The following is a 21401-nucleotide window of genomic DNA, read 5'->3' as shown; positions in this document are numbered from 1 at the left end:
GTGAATATAAAGCAATACATCAATGCCGAAAGTTCCACTGAATGTTCGCGTCGATCCCGCGTTGCTCGAAACACTCAAGACGCAAGCCAAAAACGAGAACCGCACGCTCAGCAACTTGATCGAGACTGCGTTGAAGCGCTACCTGGAACGAGGCTCGCTGCGCTCGAAGGATGGCGGGGCGGACAACCCTTGATGGCCCTCGCGCCCTCTGCTCCGCACGCTACGCAATCGGGCTGGGGGGGCGTCGTTCATCCATGAACTCCTTCAAGGAAAACAACTCGACGAGAGAATACCTTTGCCACCGTTGTCGTTTACGATTACGACAAGGACAAGGACAAGGATTAGATTCGGTGCTCGGCTTATCTGACACGTTGCCAAATCGGGATTGGCGCCGTGCAGATCGCACCCGCAAAACAAAAAAGACCAGGCTGGTGCCTGGCCTTTTTTGTGCCGATGCGCCTCAGGCGCACCGGCATTCAAGCGGATCTTACTTGGATTGGGGCTGACCCGGAGCAACAGGCGCCATCGGGGCGACCGGCGCTGCGTAAGGGTAGGCATACGGGTAGCCGCCACCGTAGTAAGGCGCGCCATAGCCGTAGTAGGGGTTGTTGTAGCCGTAGCCATGGCCACGACCCAGACCGCGCCCGTAGCCACGACCACTGCCGCTACCACTCATGCCGAAATTGAAGTTGCCGTAGCCGTCGCCGAACATGTCGCTGAAGGCATCGCCGAGACCGGAGCCGTAGCCCGGACCATACCCGCCAGCACCCGGTCCCCACCAAGCGGAGGCGGAAGCGGAGGCACCGAGGAGGGCGGCAATGGCAGCAGCAGTCGCAAGCTTGTTCATTCTATTCTCCGAATCGATTTCTATTGTTGGCAGCAAGCGTGAAGTCCGTATCGGCCTCCACTGGCGATTAGTATATTAGAATAAACTAAATTAGCAAGCACTAATTTACGATCGGATTGCGGTTTCTCGTTGCTCACCCGGCTAACCTGATGCAGCAGGCTCCCGTGCAACTTCGGGCAATGTCGAACCGGCGCGCCACAAACGCCAACGCAGGCCGGGCTGGGTAGCGATCCCGACGACGGCATCGCTGATCTGCCCCGAAGGATCGACCACGAAGGTGGCCGGCACACCGACCACGCCCCACCGATGCGCAATCCGCCCGGTCGGGTCGGCGATGACCGGGAAGGCGTGACCCGTCTCCGCCATATAGCGGCGCAGCTCGTGCGGATCGCCCGATTGCATCGCGACAGTCACCACGGTGTGGTCCTCGGCGATCGCGGCGACGGCACCGTCCATCAGACCGCAAACCGGGCACCAGCTCGCCCAGAAGTGCACCAGCACCGGCCGTCCTGCAAGGGCTGCGAGGTCGAACGCCTGTCCATCCAGGGTGACGCCGACGAGCGGCGGCGCCGCGCCCGTGGCCAAGGGTCGCGCCTTCCACCATTGGACGGTGCCGACGATTGCCAGGATCAGCGCGATGTTGATGACCCAATCGCGCACGTGTTTAGCTCGCCGAGCCGAAACGCTCGGGGTCTGATCACCGGACATGCGGCAGACCCTCGAAGAGGCCCTCAAACCGAGGCACCGGGTCGAGGTCGACACGCCCGGCGATGCGCAGGACGTCGGCCGTGCCCTGCGTTTCTCGGCGAATCCGGCAGATCGGCGGACTGCCCGCCCAGATCTGAACCGAGCACATGGGTCCGGACAAAGGCCGGAAGATCTCGGCACCCATCGGCGGCAATCCCAGCAGGCCGAGTGTCGCGGCATCCAATACACCGCCGGTCTTGCGCAGACCGTTGCGCCACTGAAAGGCGTCGAGCGCGACGAGTGTTGCCCTGTCGGCCTTCCCCGCGAACGGCATCGCCATGTAGGACACGCGCTTCTTCTTTTTCTTGTCGCGCCAAACGGACTTTTGGGTCGGCTGTTTCAAGAGCTCGCGCTCGGCCAAGGCCGTTTGCAGCTGAACCAGATGCGGTGCGGCCAATCGCTGCAACCCGCTCGGCAGTGTCTTGATTCGACTTAGATCGGGCGCGTCGACCAAGGACACCTGTTGGCCGGCCTGCAGCGCGGCATAGCGCGCGATGCGCCGATCGTAGATCTCGAGCGCGACTCGCTCGGCCGATCGCATACCCCGCCGGGCGCGGTTTAGGTTCAAAACAGCGTCCACCAGGCGACGGCCAGGCCGGCCAGGCCCGCACAGAGCAACGGCAGGGTCACGCGCAGACCCAGCGCACGGCCACCGACCGAAGCTGCAATGATGCCTTTGACCAGACTGTTGACCGCCGCGGCGATGACGATGCTCGAAACCGCAATGCCGACGGGGAGCTCGTCCCGGCTCATGCGCGCGATTGCGAGTGTGATGGCATCTACATCCGCGATACCCGAGGCGGCGGCCAGCATCATGACGCCGCTCGCGCCGACCCAGCTCTCGATCCCTTTCGCCGACACCATCACCAACGCCAGCAGAAGCCCGAAGCCGACCGCGGATTTCAGCTCCAGCGGGTTGTCGAGAAGCGCGTCCGCCTCGCCGCCGTCGTGCGACTGGGTGATCCAGTAGAAGGCCGCGAATCCGTAGGCGATCAGGGCCATGATCGCGGCAGGCCAGAGCAAGGACGGCAGCAATGGCGGGTGGATCAACGTCGACACCAGCAACATCCGGGGGAACATGGTCGCGCAGGCCACCAGGATTGCGGTGGCCAGCACGGGGGCCATCTCTGCGCGAGCACGCGCCAGACGCGAGAAATGCAGGGTCAGCGCGGTCGAAGACGCAAGACCGCCGAAGAGCCCGGTGAACAGGATGCCGCGCCGAGCTCCCACCAGCTTCATCGCGTAATAACCGACAAAGGAGATACTTGCGATCAGCACCACCATCCACCAGGTTTCACGCGGGTTGACGGCATTCCAGGGGCCGTACCCCTGATCCGGCAGCAGCGGCAACGCCACCACCGAGATGAGCAGCAGGGTAAGACCGGCCTTGAGATCCTTCTGCTCGATGGCGTGGATCCAGCGATGGATCAGCGGCTTTGACCCAAGCAACAGGGCCGTGACCACGGCCGCTGCCGCGGCGGCGGCCGGATCGCCGAGCACCGCAAGTGCCCCGAGCAAGTAGGTCATCAAACCGGCGACGAGGCTGGTGATGCCGACATCCTCGTCGTGCCTGTAATCCAGAACGTGCGCTACCGTCAGGGCCCCGGCAAGCCCAACGAAGATCAGACCCAACGTCAAACCGCCCGAAGGTCCGGTGACGAGCCCGGAAATCCCGCCGAGAAACCCGAGCAAGGTGTAGGTGCGAACACCCGCGACGCGCCGACCTTCCTCGACGCTGCGCTCCTTCCATCCGCGCTCCACACCGATCAGCAGACCGATAGCCAAAGCGACAGCCAGCCCGAAGAAGGCATGGGGCTCCTCGAGCATCACGCGAGCGGGTCGGCGTGGCTCGGGTTGCTTTTCATGGCGGGGGTCGGCCCCGCGCCGCAAGAGGTCCTGCGGATACCCCCGACAGCGTGCCCTAATCGGCGCCTAGGCGCCCGGATCCCGATCATATCGACCCTCCGATCTCGACGAGCTCGCGCAGAAGCGTCGTCGCATAGGCGCCGGCAGGCAGGGCGAAGGTCAGCCGCAGTCCGTCGTCGACCGGTCGCGCGTCCAGGTCAGCCACCGGCAGGCGTAGAGAGCGGCGCTCCTGCGCCAGACCGAAGGCGGCAAGCCCCTCGCACCAGGTCGGAAAGCGCATGCCGACCGCGTCTTCGAGCTGCCGGACCGATCCGCGCGAAGGCGGCTCGCCCTTGCCCCACAGGGGACCCGTCGGGTGCACGTCCATCCCCTCGCAGCGCGCCCGCGTCGGGGCGTCGAGGGTCTCGGCGAGAAAATAGGAGTTGGATCCGGCGAGCTGGAGACAGTCTCCGTCGAGCGGACGGTCCCAGTCGCCGCGCCGAACCCGCTCGGCCAAGACCTCGTTGAAGATCTGCGAGCGCGCGGCGGAGAGCCAGAGGCCGGACTGATGGCGAGGGACTCGGCCGGCCGTCCCGGCGAAGAGGGCATGGGCACGCGCCAGATTGGAGTGGTCATGCCCGAAGCGTTGCTCGCCGAAGTAGTTGGGGATTCCGCACGCGCGGATCGTTGCGAGCCGTTCGTCAAGCCCGACGAGGGTCTCTCGGTCGAGCTCGCGCACCAGGATTTCGAAACGGTTTCCGGCCAGGGCGCCGCGCTTGAGCTTGCGTCGATGCGGCTGCGATTCCAGGACCTCGATGCCCTCCTCGACGAGGATCGACCAATCCGGAATGCCCTCGCGCGGACGCGGGATCGAAAACCACTGGAGCGTCACGGCATGCCGGTCCTTCAGACCCGCATAGCCCACCGTGGAGACCGGCACACCGGCGACACGGGCGAGGCGACGTGCGGCCCATTCGGTGTTGGCACCGCTCTTGCGCACCCACAGCAGGAGATGATCGCCCTCGCCGTCCGGGGCGAACCCGAGCTGCTCCTCGACCCGAAAATCCTCCGGTCGAGCACGCAAGCGTCCGCAGGCAAGGGGAGCGCCGTGCGCTCGGGGTAGGGCATCGACCGGTATCCAGCTCGGCAGCGACACCTTAAGCGTCCGCCAACAGCACCACGGCGGCGGCGGCGATGCCCTCGCCTCGGCCCGTGAATCCCATCTGCTCGGTCGTGGTCGCCTTCACGTTCACGCGCGCGGGGTCGCAGCCCATGTCGGCGGCGAGACGGGTGCACATCTCCGGGATGTGGGCCGCGAGCTTGGGGCGCTGGGCGATGATGGTGAGATCGGCGTTGTGCACGCGCAGCCCGCGCTCGGCGAGATTCTCGATCACCCGCCGCAGCAGGATGCGGCTGTCGATGCCGGCGTAGGCGGCGTCCGTATCCGGAAAGTGCCGGCCGATGTCGCCGAGCCCGGCCGCACCGAGCAGGGCGTCGCAGAGTGCATGGATGGCCACGTCGCCGTCGGAATGCGCGAGCAATCCCTGGTCGTGCGGGATCTCGAGACCGCCGAGCACCAGCGGGCGTCCGGGACCGAAACGATGGGCGTCGAAGCCCTGACCGATGAGCATGTTCAACAGCCTCCTGCCTCCTGCCTCCTGCCTCCTGCCACCTGTACGCTCGCGCGACGGTGGCCGGAGGCCGGAGGCTGGAGGCTCTTGAGAGTTTGGTTTAGCCCAGCCGCCCCTGCTGTTGCAGGTAGAAGCGGGCGAGCGGAAGATCCTCGGCGCGCGTGATCTTGATATTGTCGGCATGACCTTCGATCAGGCGCGGGGCTTGACCGATACGCTCCATGGCCGAGGCGTCGTCGGTCACCAGATGGTTGGCGGCCAGTGCGTCGGTCAGTGCGGCACGCAACCGGCCGAGACGGAACATCTGGGGTGTGAAGGCGTGCCAGAGCGAGGCGCGATCCACCGTGGCGCCGATGCGATCATCCGGCTCGGCCCGTTTCATGGTGTCGCGCACCGGAATACCGAGCAGGCCGCCGACCTCGTCCTCGATCAGTGCCTCGATCAGCCGATCCAGATCGGCCGGACGCAGACAGGGTCGCGCGGCATCATGCACCAACACCCAATCCTCGGCATGGGCGCGGTCACCCAGTGCATCGAGCGCATTGAGGACCGAATGGCAGCGCTCGGCACCGCCGTTCGCGCGGGCCACCTTGGGATGCTCGGCATAGGCGGTCGCGCCCCAGTAGCGATCGGTCGGGTCCAGTGCCACGACGACACCTTCGATCCTGACATCCGCAACGAAGAGATCCAACGCATGGTCGATGACCGCACGACCGGCGAGATCCAGGTATTGCTTCGGCGTCGCACTGCCCATGCGGCGTCCGACCCCGGCTGCCGGAAGCACGGCCCACAGGGCGGGGGTCGGTCTCATCGCTTGATCTCCGCCGGTGTGCTCTCCGGGCGTTTGCGCTCGATCACTTGAATGAAGATCTCGCCCGGTTTGATCATCCCCAGATCGCGGCGCGCGCGCTCCTCCAATGCCTCGACCCCTTCGCGCAGGTCCATCACCTCGGCTTGAAGCTCTTGATTGCGCGCGCGTAGACGGACCAGCTCCTCTTCCTGGGAGGCGATCTCGTTCTTGAGCCCATGCACCTCGGCCAAGCTCCCCTCGCCGACCCACAGCCGAAACTGCAGGCCGGCCAGCAAGAGGATCAGCACGAGGATCAGGAGGCGCATGACGGGTGTCTTGAGTGTCGGCAGCAGGGGACGGAGACGCCCGACCCCCGCCCGCCAACCCTCAAAGCCACTTAAAGGCAGAGCGACCCGCATAGGTGGCCTCGTCGCCCAACTGGTCTTCGATCCGCATCAGCTGGTTGTATTTGGCGACCCGGTCGGAGCGCGACAGCGAGCCGGTCTTGATCTGGCCCGTACCGGTCGCGACGACCAGATCGGCGATGGTGGTGTCCTCGGTCTCGCCCGAGCGATGGGAAACCACGGCGGTGTAGCCGGCGGCGTGGGCCATGGCGATCGCCTCCAAGGTCTCGGTCAGGGTGCCGATCTGATTGACCTTGATGAGGATGGAGTTGGCGATGCCCTTGTCGATGCCTTCCTGAAGGATCTTGGTGTTGGTGACGAAGAGGTCGTCGCCGACGATCTGGACCTTGTCCCCGAGACGCTCGGTCTGGCGTTTCCAGCCGTCCCAGTCGCCCTCGGCCAGACCGTCCTCGATAGTGATGATGGGGTACTGATTGACCCAGTCGAGCAGGAGATCGGTCATGCCGTCGGAGTCGAGCGTGCGGCCTTCGCCCTTGAGATGATACTTGCCGTCGGCGTAGAACTCGGACGCGGCCACGTCCATCCCGAGATAGATGTCCGAGCCGGCCTTGAATCCCGCCTTGTGGATCGCCTCGAGGATCGCCTCGATCGCCGCCTCGTTGGAGGGCAGATCCGGGGCGAAACCGCCTTCGTCGCCGACACCGGTGGCCAGGCCGCGCCCCTGCAGCACGGACTTGAGCGCATGAAAGACCTCGGCACCGTAGCGCACCGCCTCGCGGATGCTGGGCGCACCGACCGGCAGGATCATGAACTCCTGAAAGTCCACGCTGTTGTCCGCGTGCTCGCCGCCGTTGATGATGTTCATCATGGGCACGGGTAGCCGATAGGGTCCGGTCGCGAGCGACATGAAGAGCGGCAACGCCTTCTCTTGCGCGGCGGCATGCGCGGCGGCGATCGAGACGCCGAGCAGTGCGTTGGCGCCGAGGCGGGCTTTGTTGTCGGTCCCGTCGAGCGCGATCATGGCGCGATCGAGCGCCGCTTGCTCACCGACCTCCATGCCGACGACCGCGTCGCGCAGCTCGCCTTGGATGTTGGCGACGGCGGTCAGGACGCCTTTGCCCCCGAACCGGGAGCGGTCGCCGTCGCGCAGCTCGAGGGCCTCGCGCGAGCCGGTCGAGGCACCGGACGGCACGATGAAGCGGCCGATCGCGCCGTCGGCCGTGATGACATCGGCCTCGACGGTGGGATTTCCGCGGGAGTCAAGAACCTCGCGGGCGCGAACATCGACGATATCGGACATGGCATGTCTCTCCAAAAACAAAAGCAAGAACGGCGCGATTCTTCAAAAGAATCGCAGGAGTGTATAGGGCCTCAGCGGGGAGTCTCGCGACGATCGGTCCGACGCCGACGCGTGTCCGATCTCGTTGTTCGATTCAAGTCGCCTGCTCTGCAAAACCGGCCGATTTCACCAATCGATCGATCTGAACCAGGGTTTCGAGCAGACCACCCATCTTGTCCAAAGGCCAGGCATTGGGACCGTCGCTCAGGGCCACATCGGGATTCGGGTGGGTTTCCATGAAGAGCCCGGCGATGCCGACGGCCACCGCGGCGCGGGCCAAGACCGGGACGAACTCGCGCTGACCGCCGGAGCGATCGCCCTGCCCGCCGGGAAGTTGCACCGAGTGAGTCGCATCGAAGACGACCGGGCAGCCCGTCTCGCGCATCACCGAGAGCGCACGCATGTCCGAGACCAGGTTGTTGTAGCCGAAGGAGACACCGCGCTCGCAGACCATGATCTGCGTGTTGCCGGTCGCACGCGCCTTCTCGACCACGTGGCGCATGTCCCAAGGGGCCAGGAACTGCCCCTTCTTGATGTTGACCGGCTTGCCCTGGCTCGCCACCGCTTGGATGAAATTGGTCTGGCGACAAAGAAACGCCGGGGTCTGGAGGACATCCACCACATCCGCGACCTCGCCGAGCGGCGTGTCTTCGTGCACGTCGGTCAGGATCGGAACCCCGATGCGCTCGCGCACGTCCTGCAGGATCGCCAACCCCTGCTCCATCCCGAGACCGCGGAAGCTGCCCGAGGAGGACCGGTTGGCCTTGTCGAAGGAGGACTTGTAGATGAAGGGGATCCCCAGGGCGTCGGTCAGCTCCTTGAGCGCGCCGGCCGTCTCCTCGGCCAGTCCGGCGCTTTCGATCACGCAGGGCCCGGCGATCAGGAAGAGCGGTCGATCCAGCCCGACCTCGAAACCCGGGAGCAGCATCATGCGAGGGCACCCTGCACGAGCATCCGCCTCGCGAGCGCCGCGCGAACGAAGCCGCAAAAGAGCGGATGCCCGTCGCGCGGGGTCGAGGTGAACTCCGGATGGAACTGGCAGGCGATGAACCAAGGATGGTCCGGGATCTCGATGATCTCCACGAGCCGGTTGTCGAGCGACCAGCCGGAAAAGCGCATCCCGGCGTCCTTCATCACGTTCAGATAGCAGATGTTGAACTCGTAGCGATGCCGATGGCGCTCGCGGATCTGCGGTTTACCATAGACGTTGCGTGCAAGACTACCCGGCTCGAGACGACAATTCTGGCCGCCCAAGCGCATCGAGCCGCCCAGATCCACGCCCTCGTCACGGGTCTCGATCCGCCCGCGCTCGTCGCGCCACTCGGTGATGAGCGCGATCACGGGGTGCGGAGTCTGGCGATCGAACTCCGTGCTGTGGGCACCCTCCAGTGCGGCGACATGCCGCGCGTACTCGATGACGGCGATCTGCATCCCGAGACAGATCCCGAGATAGGGGATGCGGTGCTCGCGCGCGTAACGGGCCGCCTGGATCTTGCCTTCGATCCCGCGCTCTCCGAAACCGCCCGGGACCAGGATGGCATCGAGCCCGTCGAGTCCGTCGGTCCCCTCCTGCTCGATCACCTCGGAATCCAGATAGACGATCTCGACCTTGGTCTTGGTGTGCACGCCGGCGTGGGCGAGTGCCTCGGAGAGCGATTTGTAGGCCTCGGTGAGGTGCATGTACTTGCCGACCATGCCGACCCGCACGACCTGCTCGGGGTGATCGAAGCCCTCCAGGACCCGGTCCCATTCGCGCAGATCGGCCTCGGGAGCCTCGATCCGGAACTGGCGCACCACCAGCTCGTCGAGCTTCTGGTCGTGCAACAGGCGCGGGATGCGGTAGATGTTGTCCGCGTCCACGGCCGAGATGACGGCGTCCTCGGTGACGTTCGTGAAGAGCGCGATCTTGCGCCGCTCCTCGTCCGGCAGGTGCTTCTCCGCCCGACACAAGAGGATGTCCGGCTGGATGCCGATCGAGCGCAGCTCCTTGACCGAGTGCTGCGTGGGCTTGGTCTTGATCTCGCCGGCGGTGCGGATATAGGGCACCAAGGTCAGATGCATGAAGAGCGCGTTCTCGCGCCCCTCTTCCACCCGCATCTGGCGGATCGCCTCGAGGAAGGGCAAGGATTCGATGTCGCCCACCGTTCCGCCGATCTCGACCATGGCCACGTCCGCACCCTCGGCCCCCAGGCGGATCGCCTGCTTGATCTCGTCGGTGATGTGCGGAATGACCTGGACCGTGCGCCCGAGATAGTCGCCGCGGCGCTCCTTGCGGATGACGCTCTCGTAGATCTGCCCGGTCGTGAAGTTGTTGTTGCGACCCATCGGGGTGCGCAGGAAGCGCTCGTAGTGGCCCAGATCGAGATCGGTCTCGGCCCCGTCGTCGGTCACATAGACCTCGCCGTGCTGGAACGGACTCATGGTGCCCGGATCCACATTGATATAGGGATCGAGCTTGATCATGGTCACCCGCAGGCCGCGAGCCTCCAACAGCGCCCCGAGAGACGCCGAAGCGATGCCTTTACCGAGCGACGAGACGACACCGCCGGTGATGAAGATGAACTTGGTCATGGGGGTAGAGGAGGCAGTCAAGGGCAGTGGCCCGGATCCGCCGACAAGCTACCAAAAACCCCGCAACTGCTCAATGCGAATGCCGCCGAGCGGCCGCTCGGAAGGGCTCGACGGGACCGGATCCGGCGTTCCGACAGAGGACAACCCCTTTACTACGGCGTTGCCGTATGCAGCGCCCGCTGCCCCCGCTGCCCCCGCGACCGGCGAAGCGAAGTAGACCGAATGCAGATTCGGCAGGCTCGCGTCAAGGCCGCGCCCGCGAGGGCGCGGCCTTTTTTACGGGTTCAGATCGGCTTGATGACAAGAAGATAATCTTCGCTTGATCCAGATCAAGCGACGGTTCAAAATCTGCCGACCGAAGATCGAGGGGCGATGCCGTGAGCCACCATAAAGTCATCTCGCTGGAGACTATTCGCATCGCCTGCAGGAACTGTTCCCTGTCGTCGCTCTGCTTGCCGATGGGCCTTGCCCCGGACGATGTCGAGCGACTCGACGAGATCGTAAAACGCACGCGCCCGCTCCACCGGGGGGATTTCCTGTTTCGAGACGGAGACCGATTTCGCTCACTCTACGTCGTGAAAACCGGTTCCGTGAAGGCCTTTGCACCCAGCCCCGAGGGCGGCGAGCAGGTGCTGGGTTTTCATCTCCCCGGCGAAGTGATCGGACTGGATGCAATCGATAAAGACATCCACGCCTGCTCCGCTAAGGTGCTCGAAACATCCGCCATCTGCGAAATCCCGTTCACCCGGCTCGAAGAGCTCACCGCAACCATTCCCAGCCTGCAGCATCAGATGTTCCGCCTGCTCAGCAAAGAGATCGGACACGATACGGATATGCTCTTGCTGCTCGGCAAAAAGAATGCCGAAGAGCGGCTCGCCGCCTTCCTGCTCAGCCTGTCGAAGCGCCTGCACAAACGTGGGCTGTCCGCGACGGACTTCTATCTGAGCATGTCCCGGCATGAGATCGGCAATTATCTGGGGCTCGCCGTCGAGACCGTCAGCCGACTCTTCACGCGCTTCCAAGACGACGGCCTGATGAATGTCGACCGCAAACACATCCAGTTGCTCGACGTGAGTACGCTGGAGTCGCTGGTGGGCGGCGCCGGGCAGAATCGGCGCCAACAGCAGCAGAGCTAAACTGCGTTGGACGCGGTTTAGGCGATTTCCGCAAACTTCCATACCCATAGGTTGTGCTGACGATAGGAGGCATAACTTGTGCCGACGTTTGGTTGTGCCTCGCACGGCTCGGCATAACCTACGCCCTTGGCATGAAGGTTTCCGGAGTTCGCCTTAGACCGCGAGCGGTGTCATCCCTCGGCGCGAAGCCAAAGACAACCCTCGGCACTTGCCGTCTGGATCGCCGCGAGACGCTCGGCGTGGGCGGCGAGCGCAGCCGGGTCGGCCTGAACGACCCGCAATCGCGGCCGACTCGGATCCAGTCGGCCGCGCTGCCGACCGTCCGGCCCGGCATGCGAAGGCGTCGCGACCTCCTCCCCGAGACTCAAGGCCACCTGCCCACCGGTCATGGCGAGATAGACATCCGCCAGGATCTCGGCATCGAGCAAAGCGCCGTGCAGGTCGCGATGGCGATGATCCACGCCGTAGCGCTTGCACAAAGCATCGAGGCTGTTACGCTGCCCCGGATGGATGCGCCGAGCCATGAGCAGCGTGTCCGTCACCTCGCAGAGATCTCCGATCCGCGACGCTTCGGCATTCCAGCCGGCAATCTCCCGATCGAGAAACCCGAGATCGAAGGCCGCGTTGTGGATGATCAGCTCGGCCCCTTCCACGTAGTCCAGGAAGCTCTCGGCGACTTCGGCGAAGCGCGGCTTGTCGGCGAGAAAGGCGTTGGTGATGCCGTGCACGTCGGAGGCGCCCGCGTCGATCTGCCGATCCGGCTGGAGATAGCGATGGAAGTTGTTACCGGTCAGGCGGCGGTCGATCAGCTCGACACAACCGATCTCGATGATGCGATGGCCGGCCTGAGGATCGAGACCCGTGGTCTCGGTATCGAGGACGATCTGTCTCATTTAAACCGCGTCTAAAGTGAAACCTGCCGGGTTGCAGGCAGGCGAATCCCCGCGGACTCCAAATGCCTCGTACCTGACGCGGTTTAAAAAGGAAAAATCGAATAACTGAATCGCGTCTGCATCGACGCAAACCAAATCACGCGACGCCGAGTCGAATCGCAAACCGCGCATGTCATGCCGGACGCGATTCAGCCCCCGATCCCGCGATTCGCCAGCTTGTCCGCACGCTCGTTCTCGGCGTGCCCGGCATGGCCTTTCACCCACTTCCAGCGCACCTGATGAGCGCCGATGGCGGCATCCAGACGTTCCCAGAGGTCACGGTTCTTCACGGGCTTGCGATCGGCCGTCTGCCAGCCGTTGCGTTTCCAACGCGGCATCCACTCCTCGACACCGCGCTTGACGTACTGAGAGTCGGTGACGATCTCGAGACAGGTCGGACGCTTCATGGTCTCCAGCGCCATGATGACCGCCATCAGCTCCATGCGGTTGTTGGTGGTCGCACGCTCGCCGCCGCAGAGCTCTTTTTCGACCTCACCCCATCGCAGCAGGACACCCCAGCCCCCGGGTCCCGGATTGCCCTTGCAGGCACCGTCGGTATAGGCGCGCACGCAATCAGGCATGACCGGCTCTGCGTGTCGTCGGCTCCGCCGCACCGCCGCGCAACAGCGAGCGCCGCCCCCAAGCCGGGCGCAGCGGCGTCAAGGTCGCCACGCGCTTGACGGCACGGATCAAATAGACACCTCCCAGGATCGGCCAGAGGCGCCGCCCCAAGGTGTCGAATGCCGCACAGCTCGGCCCCAAGGCGCGCCGGAACGGCGGCCGAAACATGATGTGCTCGCGAAGCTCGATATCGAAACCCAACACGGACAACCAATCCTCGATTTGATAAGCGGTGCGGAAACGCCCGCACCAAGGGACCTGCGTACCGGAGCCTCGCAGCAGCGACCAGAGGCCCCAGGCACTGAGTGCGTTGAAGCCCAGCAGGATCACCCGCCCCTCCGGGATCAGAACGCGCTCCACCTCGCGAAGCACCGCCTGGGGATCGGGTGAGAAATCCAGTGTATGCGGGAGCAGGAGTGCGTCGATCGAATCGCTCGCAAGCGGCAGGCGACTCGGCAATCCGACGATCTCGCGCCCACCGTGGCCCGAGGGCTGCTCGCAGGGCATCAGGATACGATGGCGGATCCGGCTCGAGGCCATCGCGTCTCGAAAGCTCTCGGTGACGCCGACCTGGACCAGGTAATAGCCGAAGGTGTCGCTCAGCAGCCGCTGAACGCACGCGCTCTCGAGAGCCGCCACCTCGGCTCCGAGCGGCGACCGGTACCAGTCTTGTAGTTCTGCCAGGGGTGAACCCGGATCCTTGCGCACAGTCATGCCGATGCCTCTTCAAGAGGCGCATGTTAACCGTGATTGAGCGCAGTGTCGTGCGGGCGTGGAGCGGAATTTCCTGCGGCCGGATCTGGAATTCACGGACGGCTTTGGGTATGATGCTTTCCTAATTCCCGGAAAACTCATTTAAACAATCACTTACCGGGAATTCCTTAGGAGGGAAACATGCCTGATGCCGCTGGTTTTGCGCGCACGCTCGGCGCGCTCGGCGTTCTGACGCTGCTCTTGAACGGATGCGCGACGGAGACCCGTATGGTCGAGAACGACCTCCGAGACTCCGGCTACTCAGGCATGGTTTCGGCGCGCGAGTACGGCTTCGTCCGACCGGCCACGGATGTCGTGGTCATGGAACGACGCATCGCCGGGCGTGCGGACCCGCGCGGTGACCTTTGGAACCGTGTCCGCACCGGGATGAGCCTCGATCTACACGCAAATGCGCGCATCGACAGCACGGTGGAGCGCTTCCGTCGGGATCCCCAGTATCTCTCAAGGATGTCCCGGCAAGGGATGCCCTATCTGCACATGATCGTGACCGAGATCGAGCGACGCGGACTGCCGATGGAGCTCGCCTTCCTGCCCCATGTCGAAAGTCGGTTCAATCCGGTCGCCACATCGCCCAAGGCGGCCGCCGGGATCTGGCAGTTCATGCCTTACACCGGGCTCGAGATGGGCTTACGACAAGATGCCTGGTACGACGGCCGACGCGACCCGCTGGCCTCCACCGGCGCGGCACTCGACTATCTCGAGCAGCTCAACCGACGCTTCGACGGCGACTGGGCGCTCGCCATGGCGGCGTACAACTGCGGTCCGGGTCGCGTGGCCGCCGCACAGGCCGCCAATCGCCGCAGCGGCAAGCCGACCGACTACTGGTCGCTCAACCTTCCGAACGAAACCAAAAACTACGTCCCGCAGATCCTCGCCACCGCGCGCCTGGTCGCCGCACCGACCCGCTACGGCCTCAACCTTCCGCCGGTGCCGGATCGCCCCCAGCTCGAAGTGGTCCGCACGCAGCAGCCGGTCGATCTAAACCGGGTTGCCTCGGCGACCGGCGTTCAACTCTACGAGCTGCAGCGTCTCAACCCCGCGCTCAAGCTCGGACGGACGGCACCCGACGGCCCCGGCCATGTTCTGGTGCCGGCCGGGACCGGGCAGCGGATCGGCAAAAAGATGGGCCAGGTCCAGATCATGCCGGCCATGGCCTCCGTGGCCCAGTCCCGATCCAATGCCGCGACACGCTCGAAGGTCGCGAATGCCGAGCGCCATAAGATCCATGTGGTGAAGGGCGGCGAGACCATCGCCTCGATCGCGCGCGCAACCGGTATCGAACCGCGCACACTCGCGGAGCTGAACGGCATCTCCGTTCGCGAGCCACTGCTCTCGGGTCAAACACTCAAGGTCCAAGCGACCGATGACTCCGCCTTGATCACGCACCTGGTCACCAAGGGCGATTCGATCAAGACACTGGCAAAACGCTACGGCGTCAGCGTCAAGGATCTCCAGCGCTGGAATCGGCTCGCCGAGACGCGGCTGAATCCGGGCGACCTGATCCTCATCTATCCGCCGGGGCGGGCTCCGACCTCCTGACAGCGGACGCATTCGGCTGGTACACTTCGGCGGAGCACGCTACCGCGTCCAGAAGCACTTCCGAAGGGACAGGTCGATGAAGAATCACAAGAACGTCTTGGGTGAACCGCTCGAGGTCTGCTCGACCGATCCCTTGACCGGCTTCACGCGCAGCGGCGACTGCGAGACCGGCCCGCGGGACTCGGGATCCCACACGGTGTGCGCCCGCATGACCCGCGAGTTCCTCGAGCTGAGTCTCGCCCGCGGCAACGACTTGACGACACCCCAACCCGAATATGGATTCCCCGGCCTTAAGCCGGGCGATCGCTGGTGCCTCTGTGCCGCGCGGTGGCGAGAGGCCCTCGAAGCCGGTGTCGCCCCGCGCGTCGTCCTGAGGGCGACCCACGAGCGCGCACTCGAGGTCGTCAGTCTCGCCGACCTCAAATCGCATGCCTTCGATCTGTCTTGACGCGAGGGCAAGATCAGGTCGAGCAGCGGGTCGCGCCTTGATCATTGCCGCGGTGCTGTCGATGCTTTCGGCCCACGCACCGGCGATGTCGTATCTTCCACTCGCAGATCCGAGCGCGCCACGAAACCTCGACCAAACGTATCGCAAGCCCCCGGGCAAGGCAGACCGCTTGGTCGTGAAGAAGGCCGAGCGCCGCCTCTATCTGATGCAGGGCGACCGAGCTTTGCGGAGCTATGAGATCGCGCTCGGGTTTCAGCCGATCGGGCACAAGACACGCGAAGGCGACGGCCGCACGCCCGAGGGACGCTACCTGCTCGACCGGCGAAACGACCGCAGCCGCTTCCATAAGGCGCTGCACATCTCCTATCCGAGCCCGGGCGACCGATGGCGGGCCGAGCGTCGCGGCGAGCCTCCCGGAGGGATGATCCTGATTCACGGCCAACCGAACGGGAAAAACCGCTCGACACCGATCGAAGATGACTGGACACTCGGGTGCATCGCCGTCTCCAACCGCGAGATCGACGAGATTTGGTCGCTCACCGTCGACGGGACCCCGATCGAGATCCTGCCATGAATCCCGAGCCATCGAAATCACGAATCGTGTCGGTCGGCGGGCGTCTGCTCTCCGGGGTCGAGATCGTCGGTCTCGTAGTGATCGCCATCGCGACGATCATCGCCGGCATTCAGGAGATCACGGAGATGGTCGGCCGCCGCGAGGTGAGCCTCGGCGATCTTCTCTTGCTTTTCATCTATCTCGAGGTGCTGACGATGGTCGGCATCTACCTGCAATCCGGCGCCCTGCCGATCCGCATGCCGCTCTATATCGCGATGGTTGCTCTCGCCCGCCACCTGATCATCGACATGAAGGAGATGACCGAGACCGCGATCATCGCCACCTCGATTGCCATCCTGATTCTGGCCGTAGCCGTGCTCCTCATTCGTTTTGGGCATGTCCGCTTCCCCTACAGCGCCTCGAGCCGGGATGAGGATGCACATTGATCGGGACGCACGTCCGGGCAAACGCCCCGAACGTGACCCGCATTCAGACGCGTCATGAAGCGCACGCCGACGGCGCCAAGCGATATCACCGGCGTCATCCTGGCGGGCGGCCGCGGACGTCGCATGGGGGGCGTCGACAAAGGGCTGGTGAAGCTCGCCGGTCGCCCGCTGATCGAATGGGTCCTTGACGCACTCGCACCACAGGTCGGCGCGCTGATCATCAACGCAAACCGTCACCGCGAGATCTATGCAGGATACGGCGTGCCCGTGATCGCCGACGCCGACGCCGAGCTCAACGGACCTTTAGCCGGGATGCTGAGCGCCATGCGCGCCGCTCGAACCGATTGGATCTTGACCGTCCCGTGCGACGGGCCGCTGTTGCCGCCCGATCTGGTCAGCAGACTCATCGCCGCGCTGGCATCGGATGATGCCTCTTTGGCGACAGTCACCGAAAGAGGGCACATTCACCCGGTCTATGCCCTGATGCCGGTCTCGCTCGAACCGGAACTGTCGGCCGACCTCACGGCAGGCACTCGGAAGGTCGCCGATTGGGTCGCTCGACGCGGCCCGGCGCTGGCCGATTTCGGCGATCGACCACAGGCGTTTTCCAATATCAATTCGGCGGAGGACGTCGCTCGACTCGCAGCACAGCTGAAGAAATCAACGTGACAGGGAGACGACAGCAGGATCAGTGCCCGGGATAGGACCGAACTGGACAGAGCACAACGAAACAAAATGCTCTCAAGGGCCGTAGCCCATTGAGAGCAGTGCGACGGGGCCGGGTGCCGCAGACTGAATCCAACGAAGACCTTCGCCTGCGTTGGATCGAGCCTTCCAGCTCGGCTCCGGGTGGTGTCGCAACCTCAGTCGGGGGTCACGTTCTCCGCCTGCGGCCCCTTGGGGCCTTGCGTGACTTCCATCGTCACGCGTTGACCCTCGAGCAACGTCTTACGACCCGATCCATTGATGGCACTATGATGGACAAAGACGTCTTTGCCGCCCTCGCGCTCAATGAAGCCATATCCCTTCTCGTCATTGAACCACTTGACCGTCCCGGAAACCAATTCACCTGGCATATCAACCTCATCACTTAACGGACCAACCGGAGTTGGCTTTACTTAAACCCAGCCTTGCAATAAGGCTAGTGTGTCCTCCACTCGATCTGGAGTGGAATCTGAATCAAGACCATCTGACTCAGTCTTTATCATGCGTCGGATCCCGGTCACCAAAGGGCGGTCCATGGTTCGCGTGCAGCATGCCTCAACCGGATTTTTCTTGTCGTGCCATACCCAAAATCGACGTGTAGCTCCCGCAACGCACCATACCGAACGGTATCCCTGCTCCGATAGCCCTTCGCTCGAGGCGTATCGACGACACGCGCCTTGCCCGATGCGCTGAACCGGACGCGACAACGTCTAATGGAAGGCGGATGCTCATCGGCATGGAATAGAAGAGGAGGCAGGAATAAACAGCGGATGTCGGAATGGGGTCTATCGTCTGATCTCGAGATTTGATCTCGCACAGGACTGGCCTCAAACGGTGCCGAGCAATTCGAAGCACCAGGCACGAATTCCTTGCGCGGGGCTTTCACTTGCGCCTAGTGTACCGCGAAATTCGGAAAATGCGCGCCCATTGCAGCCATCGGAGCAAAAAAATTTGCGCGCGCACGGAACCTTTCAACCCGACCGCGCGGGGCCCTGCCACGCCGGACGGGAGCTAGACTCGACCCGCTGAATGCTCGGGTACATGAGATTCCGGTAGGGCATGCTGACGAAATGCCCCTGAATCGCGTCCACACCCGCGGCAGCCAGCATCGGCAGAAGCTCGGCGTTGTCGACCGCCAATGCGATGACCCGCATGCCCTCCTTCTTCGCACACTGCACCAGCGCGCTCACAGCCTCTTGCGGGATACGCCGCTCGACCAACCCCTGCGTCATCGTACGCTCGAGCTTCACATGCGTGATGAGGTCGCGATGCTCGGCGAGAAAGCTTGCCGGTGTCGTCCTTCAGGCGCACCAGGGTCTCGAACATGCTGCGATGCTCTTCGTGCGTGCTCAGCGCGATGATCGGCTGAAACTCGAGCGTGAGCCCGCCTGCATCGATGAGCGCACGGATACGGGCCTGATCGTCCGCCGGACTCACGCCGAGCGCCGCGCCGTTACCCTGCTCACCCTCCTTGTCCGGGCGCGCAGTGCGACTCAGGTCATGGATCGTCGCCAGCACGACCGACCGCGGGGCAGCCTGATCGAGGAGGCCCGCCGTGCGGCGAAGAGCGCGTAGCTCCTTTCGAAGGGCGCAGCTCTGCAGCTCGCGCTCGCACACCACCAGAAGGTGCTCGATCGCGTCGCGCACGACCAAGTCTGCGGCGCCGAGACGATGGCCCTGTTGCACAGTCAGCGGACTCTCGGCCGCCTTCACAAGGACCAAAGAGGCATCCAGCTCGTCCCGAAAGGGCAGGATGGCGGTCTCCACGCCAAGACCCTCGACGCTCTCGCCGTCGCACAGGATCAGGTCCCACCAGTTCGGGCGCTCCAAGGCGCCGCGTAGGCTTTCTCGCGAGGAGACCTCGGTCAGATCGACCGCGATGCCCTTACGGTTGAGAAGCGCTGCGATGCGCAGATCCGACGGTTCGGGGTCGATGCAGAGGATTTGCTTCGCTTTGCTCATTGCGAGTGGACTCGCCGCGTACGGATCCAAGTGGAGTGACAAAACCATACGGCGCGCGGACCTTCAAGACAAGAGGTGAGGCCGAAACGGTGCCGAACGCCCGCATCAGACCCGCAGGCAATGGACGAGACGGGTCTCGCTCAGGCGCGTCTCCTCGGGATATGCCAAGGCGCAGGCCGCGACCGCCTCCGGGCAACGCGGGTGGAAGTAGCAGCCCGAGGGCGGGTTGCTCGGCGAGGGCATGTCGCCTTCAAGACGAATCACCGCGCGCCGCTTTTCGCGGTCGATCACAGGTACGGCCGAAAGCAGCGCACGGGTATAGGGATGGCGCGGGTCATCCAGGATCTCGTCGACCCGCCCCCGCTCGACCAGGCGTCCGAGATACATGACCGCCACCTCGTGCGCCAGATAGGCCACCACCGAGATGTCGTGGGTGATGAAGAGATAGGCGAGCCCGAGCCGATCCTGAAGATCCTTCAGCAGGTTGAGGATCTGGGCCTGGACCGAGACGTCCAGCGCGCTGGTCGGCTCGTCGCAGACGATCAGCTTGGGCTCGACCGCAAGCGCCCGGGCGATGCAGATACGCTGTCGCTGGCCGCCGGAGAACTCGTGCGGGTAGCGCTCGACGGCATCCGCGTCCATGCCGACCAGATCGAGGAGCTCGGCGACGCGCCGCATCCGTCCGGCCCGACTGCGCTCGATCCCGAGCGCTTGGAGGCCCTCGCCGATCAGATCCCCAACCAGCATGCGCGGATTCATCGCCGCATAGGGATCCTGGAAGATGATCTGGAGATCCTTGCGGAAGGGACGCATCCGGCGATGCCCCAGCCCGACCAGCTCCTCGCCCCGATAGCGGATCGAGCCGCCGGTGGGTATCGTCAGCTGCAGGATGCCCTTGCCGGCGGTGGTCTTGCCGCAGCCGGACTCCCCGACCAACGCCAAGGTCCGACCCGGGGTCAGGTCGAAGGTCAGACCGTCGACGGCGCGCACCTGTCCGACGACACGCCGGAAGACGCCGTCGTGGATCGGGAAGTGGACCTTGAGATCCCGAACCTGAAGCATGGGGGCAACGGCGGCTTCCGGATCCGGCGCGCCTTCGCCGTCGAGCATGGTCTCGGGCGCTGCAACGGGATCCCGGACCCCGCGCGTCAATCCAACGGGCTGTGCGCCGCCCTGGTCCCAGAGATGACAGCGCACGCCCTGCCCGGTCACCAGGTCGCGCCAGACGGGCGCTTGTTCACGGCATCGGGGCATGACCGCATCACAACGCTCGGCGAACCGGCAGCCGACGAACGCCTGGTCCAGATGCGGGACCCGTCCCGGGATGACCGCCAGACGCCCGTTGCGTTTGTCCGCACCGGGCAGGCTCTCCATCAAGCGGCGGCTGTAGGGATGCGCCGGCGCCGCGAAGAAGGCATCGGTGGTCGCGGTCTCCAGGATCTGGCCCGCGTACATCACGGCCAAGCGGTCCGCCGTCTCGGCGACCACGCCGAGATCGTGGGTGATGAGGAGCACGGCCATGCCGGTCTTCGCCTGCAGATCCTTCAACAGCCGAAGCACCTGGGCCTGGATGGTGACGTCCAGCGCGGTGGTCGGCTCGTCGGCGATCAGGAGCTGCGGGTCGCCGGCCAAGGCCATGGCGATCATGATGCGCTGCTTCATGCCGCCCGAGAGCTGATGCGGATATTCATCGACCCGCCGGGCCGGATCCGGGATGCCGACCGCACGCATCAGCTCCACGACCCGCGCCGGTGTGCGATCGCGCGATCCCCCTTCATGGACCCGGACCGCCTCGGCGATCTGATCGCCGACGCTCATGACCGGGTTGAGCGAGGTTTGCGGCTCCTGAAAGATCATCGCCATGCGCCCGCCGCGCACGTGGCGCATCTCGGCCTCGGTCAGGCGCAGCAGATCGGTTCCGGCCAAGCGCACCGCGCCGGCCGCGACGCGCCCGGACGGCGGCAGGAGCCGCATCAGCGAGAGCGCCGTCATGGACTTGCCGCATCCGGATTCTCCGAGCAGCACGAAGGTTTCGCCTCGACGGATCGTCAGGTCGATCCCGTCGACGACCCGAACCGGGCGCGCGGCATCCCCGAGCAGCGTCGTCAGCCCAGAGACCTCGAGCAGCACATCGGACGACATCAGACGCT

25 protein-coding genes are annotated in these 21401 nt (G+C 64.6%); 8 read left to right on the top strand and 17 right to left on the bottom strand.

Annotated elements, in window-relative coordinates; translation table 11 throughout:
* The first annotated feature begins 22 nt into the window (after positions 1-22).
* The gene (locus tag KFB96_RS23700) at positions 23-193 is read left to right on the top strand and encodes a YlcI/YnfO family protein (protein WP_213456047.1); all 171 of its coding nucleotides are present in this window, start codon (positions 23-25) and stop codon (positions 191-193) included.
* A gap of 294 nt (positions 194-487) precedes the next feature.
* Here KFB96_RS23700 and KFB96_RS23695 read toward each other — a convergent pair whose 3' ends face one another.
* From KFB96_RS23695 to KFB96_RS23645, 11 genes are all read right to left on the bottom strand, one after another.
* Positions 488-847 carry a sulfur globule family protein gene (locus KFB96_RS23695; RefSeq protein ID WP_213456235.1) on the bottom strand — a complete coding sequence of 120 codons (360 nt, stop codon included), beginning with the start codon at positions 845-847 and terminating at the stop codon, positions 488-490.
* A 141-nt stretch (positions 848-988) separates the two neighbouring features.
* A complete protein-coding gene (locus KFB96_RS23690; protein WP_300970895.1) occupies positions 989-1507 on the bottom strand; it encodes a protein disulfide oxidoreductase in 519 nt (172 codons plus the stop codon).
* A gap of 37 nt (positions 1508-1544) precedes the next feature.
* A complete protein-coding gene (locus KFB96_RS23685) occupies positions 1545-2135 on the bottom strand; it encodes a hypothetical protein (protein ID WP_213456238.1) in 591 nt (196 codons plus the stop codon).
* Between the two features lie 23 nt (positions 2136-2158).
* Positions 2159-3421 carry an MgtC/SapB family protein gene (locus tag KFB96_RS23680; protein WP_213456240.1) on the bottom strand — a complete coding sequence of 421 codons (1263 nt, stop codon included), beginning with the start codon at positions 3419-3421 and terminating at the stop codon, positions 2159-2161.
* Positions 3422-3545: 124 nt separating this feature from the next.
* On the bottom strand, positions 3546-4595 hold the full coding sequence (gene truD, locus KFB96_RS23675; protein ID WP_213456243.1) for a tRNA pseudouridine(13) synthase TruD: 1050 nt from the start codon (positions 4593-4595) through the stop codon (positions 3546-3548).
* A 1-nt stretch (position 4596) separates the two neighbouring features.
* Positions 4597-5070, bottom strand: coding sequence for a 2-C-methyl-D-erythritol 2,4-cyclodiphosphate synthase (ispF, locus tag KFB96_RS23670; protein ID WP_213456245.1), 474 nt, complete (start codon positions 5068-5070; stop codon positions 4597-4599).
* A gap of 100 nt (positions 5071-5170) precedes the next feature.
* Entirely contained in the window at positions 5171-5881 is a 711-nt protein-coding gene (ispD, locus tag KFB96_RS23665) for a 2-C-methyl-D-erythritol 4-phosphate cytidylyltransferase (protein ID WP_213456247.1), read from the bottom strand.
* The gene (ftsB, locus tag KFB96_RS23660; RefSeq protein ID WP_300970890.1) at positions 5878-6186 is read right to left on the bottom strand and encodes a cell division protein FtsB; all 309 of its coding nucleotides are present in this window, start codon (positions 6184-6186) and stop codon (positions 5878-5880) included. The genes ispD and ftsB overlap by 4 nt, the downstream gene beginning before the upstream one ends.
* Positions 6187-6247: 61 nt before the next feature.
* The gene (eno, locus tag KFB96_RS23655) at positions 6248-7525 is read right to left on the bottom strand and encodes a phosphopyruvate hydratase (RefSeq protein WP_213456251.1); all 1278 of its coding nucleotides are present in this window, start codon (positions 7523-7525) and stop codon (positions 6248-6250) included.
* Positions 7526-7658: 133 nt separating this feature from the next.
* Positions 7659-8492, bottom strand: a complete 834-nt coding sequence (gene kdsA, locus KFB96_RS23650) for a 3-deoxy-8-phosphooctulonate synthase (protein WP_366931465.1) — start codon at positions 8490-8492, stop codon at positions 7659-7661.
* Positions 8492-10135 (bottom strand): CTP synthase, encoded by a 1644-nt coding sequence (locus tag KFB96_RS23645; protein ID WP_213457015.1) that lies wholly within the window; start codon positions 10133-10135, stop codon positions 8492-8494. The genes kdsA and KFB96_RS23645 overlap by 1 nt, the downstream gene beginning before the upstream one ends.
* Positions 10136-10512: 377 nt before the next feature.
* Between KFB96_RS23645 and fnr the strand changes: the two genes are divergently transcribed.
* Positions 10513-11271 carry a fumarate/nitrate reduction transcriptional regulator Fnr gene (fnr, locus tag KFB96_RS23640; RefSeq protein WP_213456255.1) on the top strand — a complete coding sequence of 253 codons (759 nt, stop codon included), beginning with the start codon at positions 10513-10515 and terminating at the stop codon, positions 11269-11271.
* Positions 11272-11441: 170 nt separating this feature from the next.
* On the opposite strand, the gene dnaQ is transcribed toward fnr, so the two are convergent.
* The 3 genes from dnaQ to KFB96_RS23625 form a co-directional block, all read right to left on the bottom strand.
* Positions 11442-12164, bottom strand: a complete 723-nt coding sequence (gene dnaQ / locus KFB96_RS23635) for a DNA polymerase III subunit epsilon (protein ID WP_213456258.1) — start codon at positions 12162-12164, stop codon at positions 11442-11444.
* Between the two features lie 188 nt (positions 12165-12352).
* A complete protein-coding gene (rnhA, locus tag KFB96_RS23630) occupies positions 12353-12784 on the bottom strand; it encodes a ribonuclease HI (RefSeq protein WP_213456260.1) in 432 nt (143 codons plus the stop codon).
* Positions 12777-13538, bottom strand: coding sequence for a methyltransferase domain-containing protein (locus tag KFB96_RS23625; RefSeq protein ID WP_213456262.1), 762 nt, complete (start codon positions 13536-13538; stop codon positions 12777-12779). Before KFB96_RS23625 ends, rnhA begins: the two co-directional genes overlap by 8 nt.
* Before the next feature lie 180 nt (positions 13539-13718).
* Here KFB96_RS23625 and KFB96_RS23620 point away from each other — a divergent pair, with 180 nt between their 5' ends.
* From KFB96_RS23620 to mobA, 5 genes are all read left to right on the top strand, one after another.
* Complete coding sequence (locus KFB96_RS23620) at positions 13719-15137, top strand: transglycosylase SLT domain-containing protein (RefSeq protein WP_213456263.1); 1419 nt, start codon at positions 13719-13721, stop codon at positions 15135-15137.
* 76 nt (positions 15138-15213) lie between these two features.
* Positions 15214-15585, top strand: a complete 372-nt coding sequence (locus KFB96_RS23615; RefSeq protein ID WP_213456265.1) for a DUF2237 domain-containing protein — start codon at positions 15214-15216, stop codon at positions 15583-15585.
* Positions 15586-15670: 85 nt separating this feature from the next.
* The gene (locus KFB96_RS23610; protein WP_213456266.1) at positions 15671-16159 is read left to right on the top strand and encodes a L,D-transpeptidase family protein; all 489 of its coding nucleotides are present in this window, start codon (positions 15671-15673) and stop codon (positions 16157-16159) included.
* Complete coding sequence (locus KFB96_RS23605) at positions 16156-16584, top strand: phosphate-starvation-inducible PsiE family protein (protein ID WP_213456268.1); 429 nt, start codon at positions 16156-16158, stop codon at positions 16582-16584. The genes KFB96_RS23610 and KFB96_RS23605 overlap by 4 nt, the downstream gene beginning before the upstream one ends.
* A 54-nt stretch (positions 16585-16638) precedes the next feature.
* Complete coding sequence (gene mobA / locus KFB96_RS23600) at positions 16639-17253, top strand: molybdenum cofactor guanylyltransferase MobA (RefSeq protein ID WP_213456270.1); 615 nt, start codon at positions 16639-16641, stop codon at positions 17251-17253.
* A gap of 194 nt (positions 17254-17447) precedes the next feature.
* Here mobA and KFB96_RS23595 read toward each other — a convergent pair whose 3' ends face one another.
* Together KFB96_RS23595 and KFB96_RS27185 are read right to left on the bottom strand one after the other, a co-directional pair.
* Positions 17448-17648, bottom strand: a complete 201-nt coding sequence (locus KFB96_RS23595) for a cold-shock protein (protein WP_175534457.1) — start codon at positions 17646-17648, stop codon at positions 17448-17450.
* Between the two features lie 612 nt (positions 17649-18260).
* Positions 18261-18521 carry an EAL domain-containing protein gene (locus KFB96_RS27185; protein ID WP_300970880.1) on the bottom strand — a complete coding sequence of 87 codons (261 nt, stop codon included), beginning with the start codon at positions 18519-18521 and terminating at the stop codon, positions 18261-18263.
* A gap of 25 nt (positions 18522-18546) precedes the next feature.
* On the opposite strand from KFB96_RS27185, the gene KFB96_RS27180 reads away from it, so the two are divergent.
* The gene (locus tag KFB96_RS27180; protein ID WP_300970879.1) at positions 18547-18864 is read left to right on the top strand and encodes a hypothetical protein; all 318 of its coding nucleotides are present in this window, start codon (positions 18547-18549) and stop codon (positions 18862-18864) included.
* A gap of 492 nt (positions 18865-19356) precedes the next feature.
* On the opposite strand, the gene KFB96_RS23585 is transcribed toward KFB96_RS27180, so the two are convergent.
* Positions 19357-21393, bottom strand: a complete 2037-nt coding sequence (locus KFB96_RS23585; protein ID WP_213456272.1) for an ABC transporter ATP-binding protein — start codon at positions 21391-21393, stop codon at positions 19357-19359.
* Between the last annotated feature and the right edge of the window lie 8 nt (positions 21394-21401).

The organism is Thiocapsa sp. (assembly GCF_018399035.1).
Taxonomy (GTDB): domain Bacteria; phylum Pseudomonadota; class Gammaproteobacteria; order Chromatiales; family Chromatiaceae; genus Thiocapsa.
This window is presented reverse-complemented; position numbering and strand designations above follow the sequence as displayed.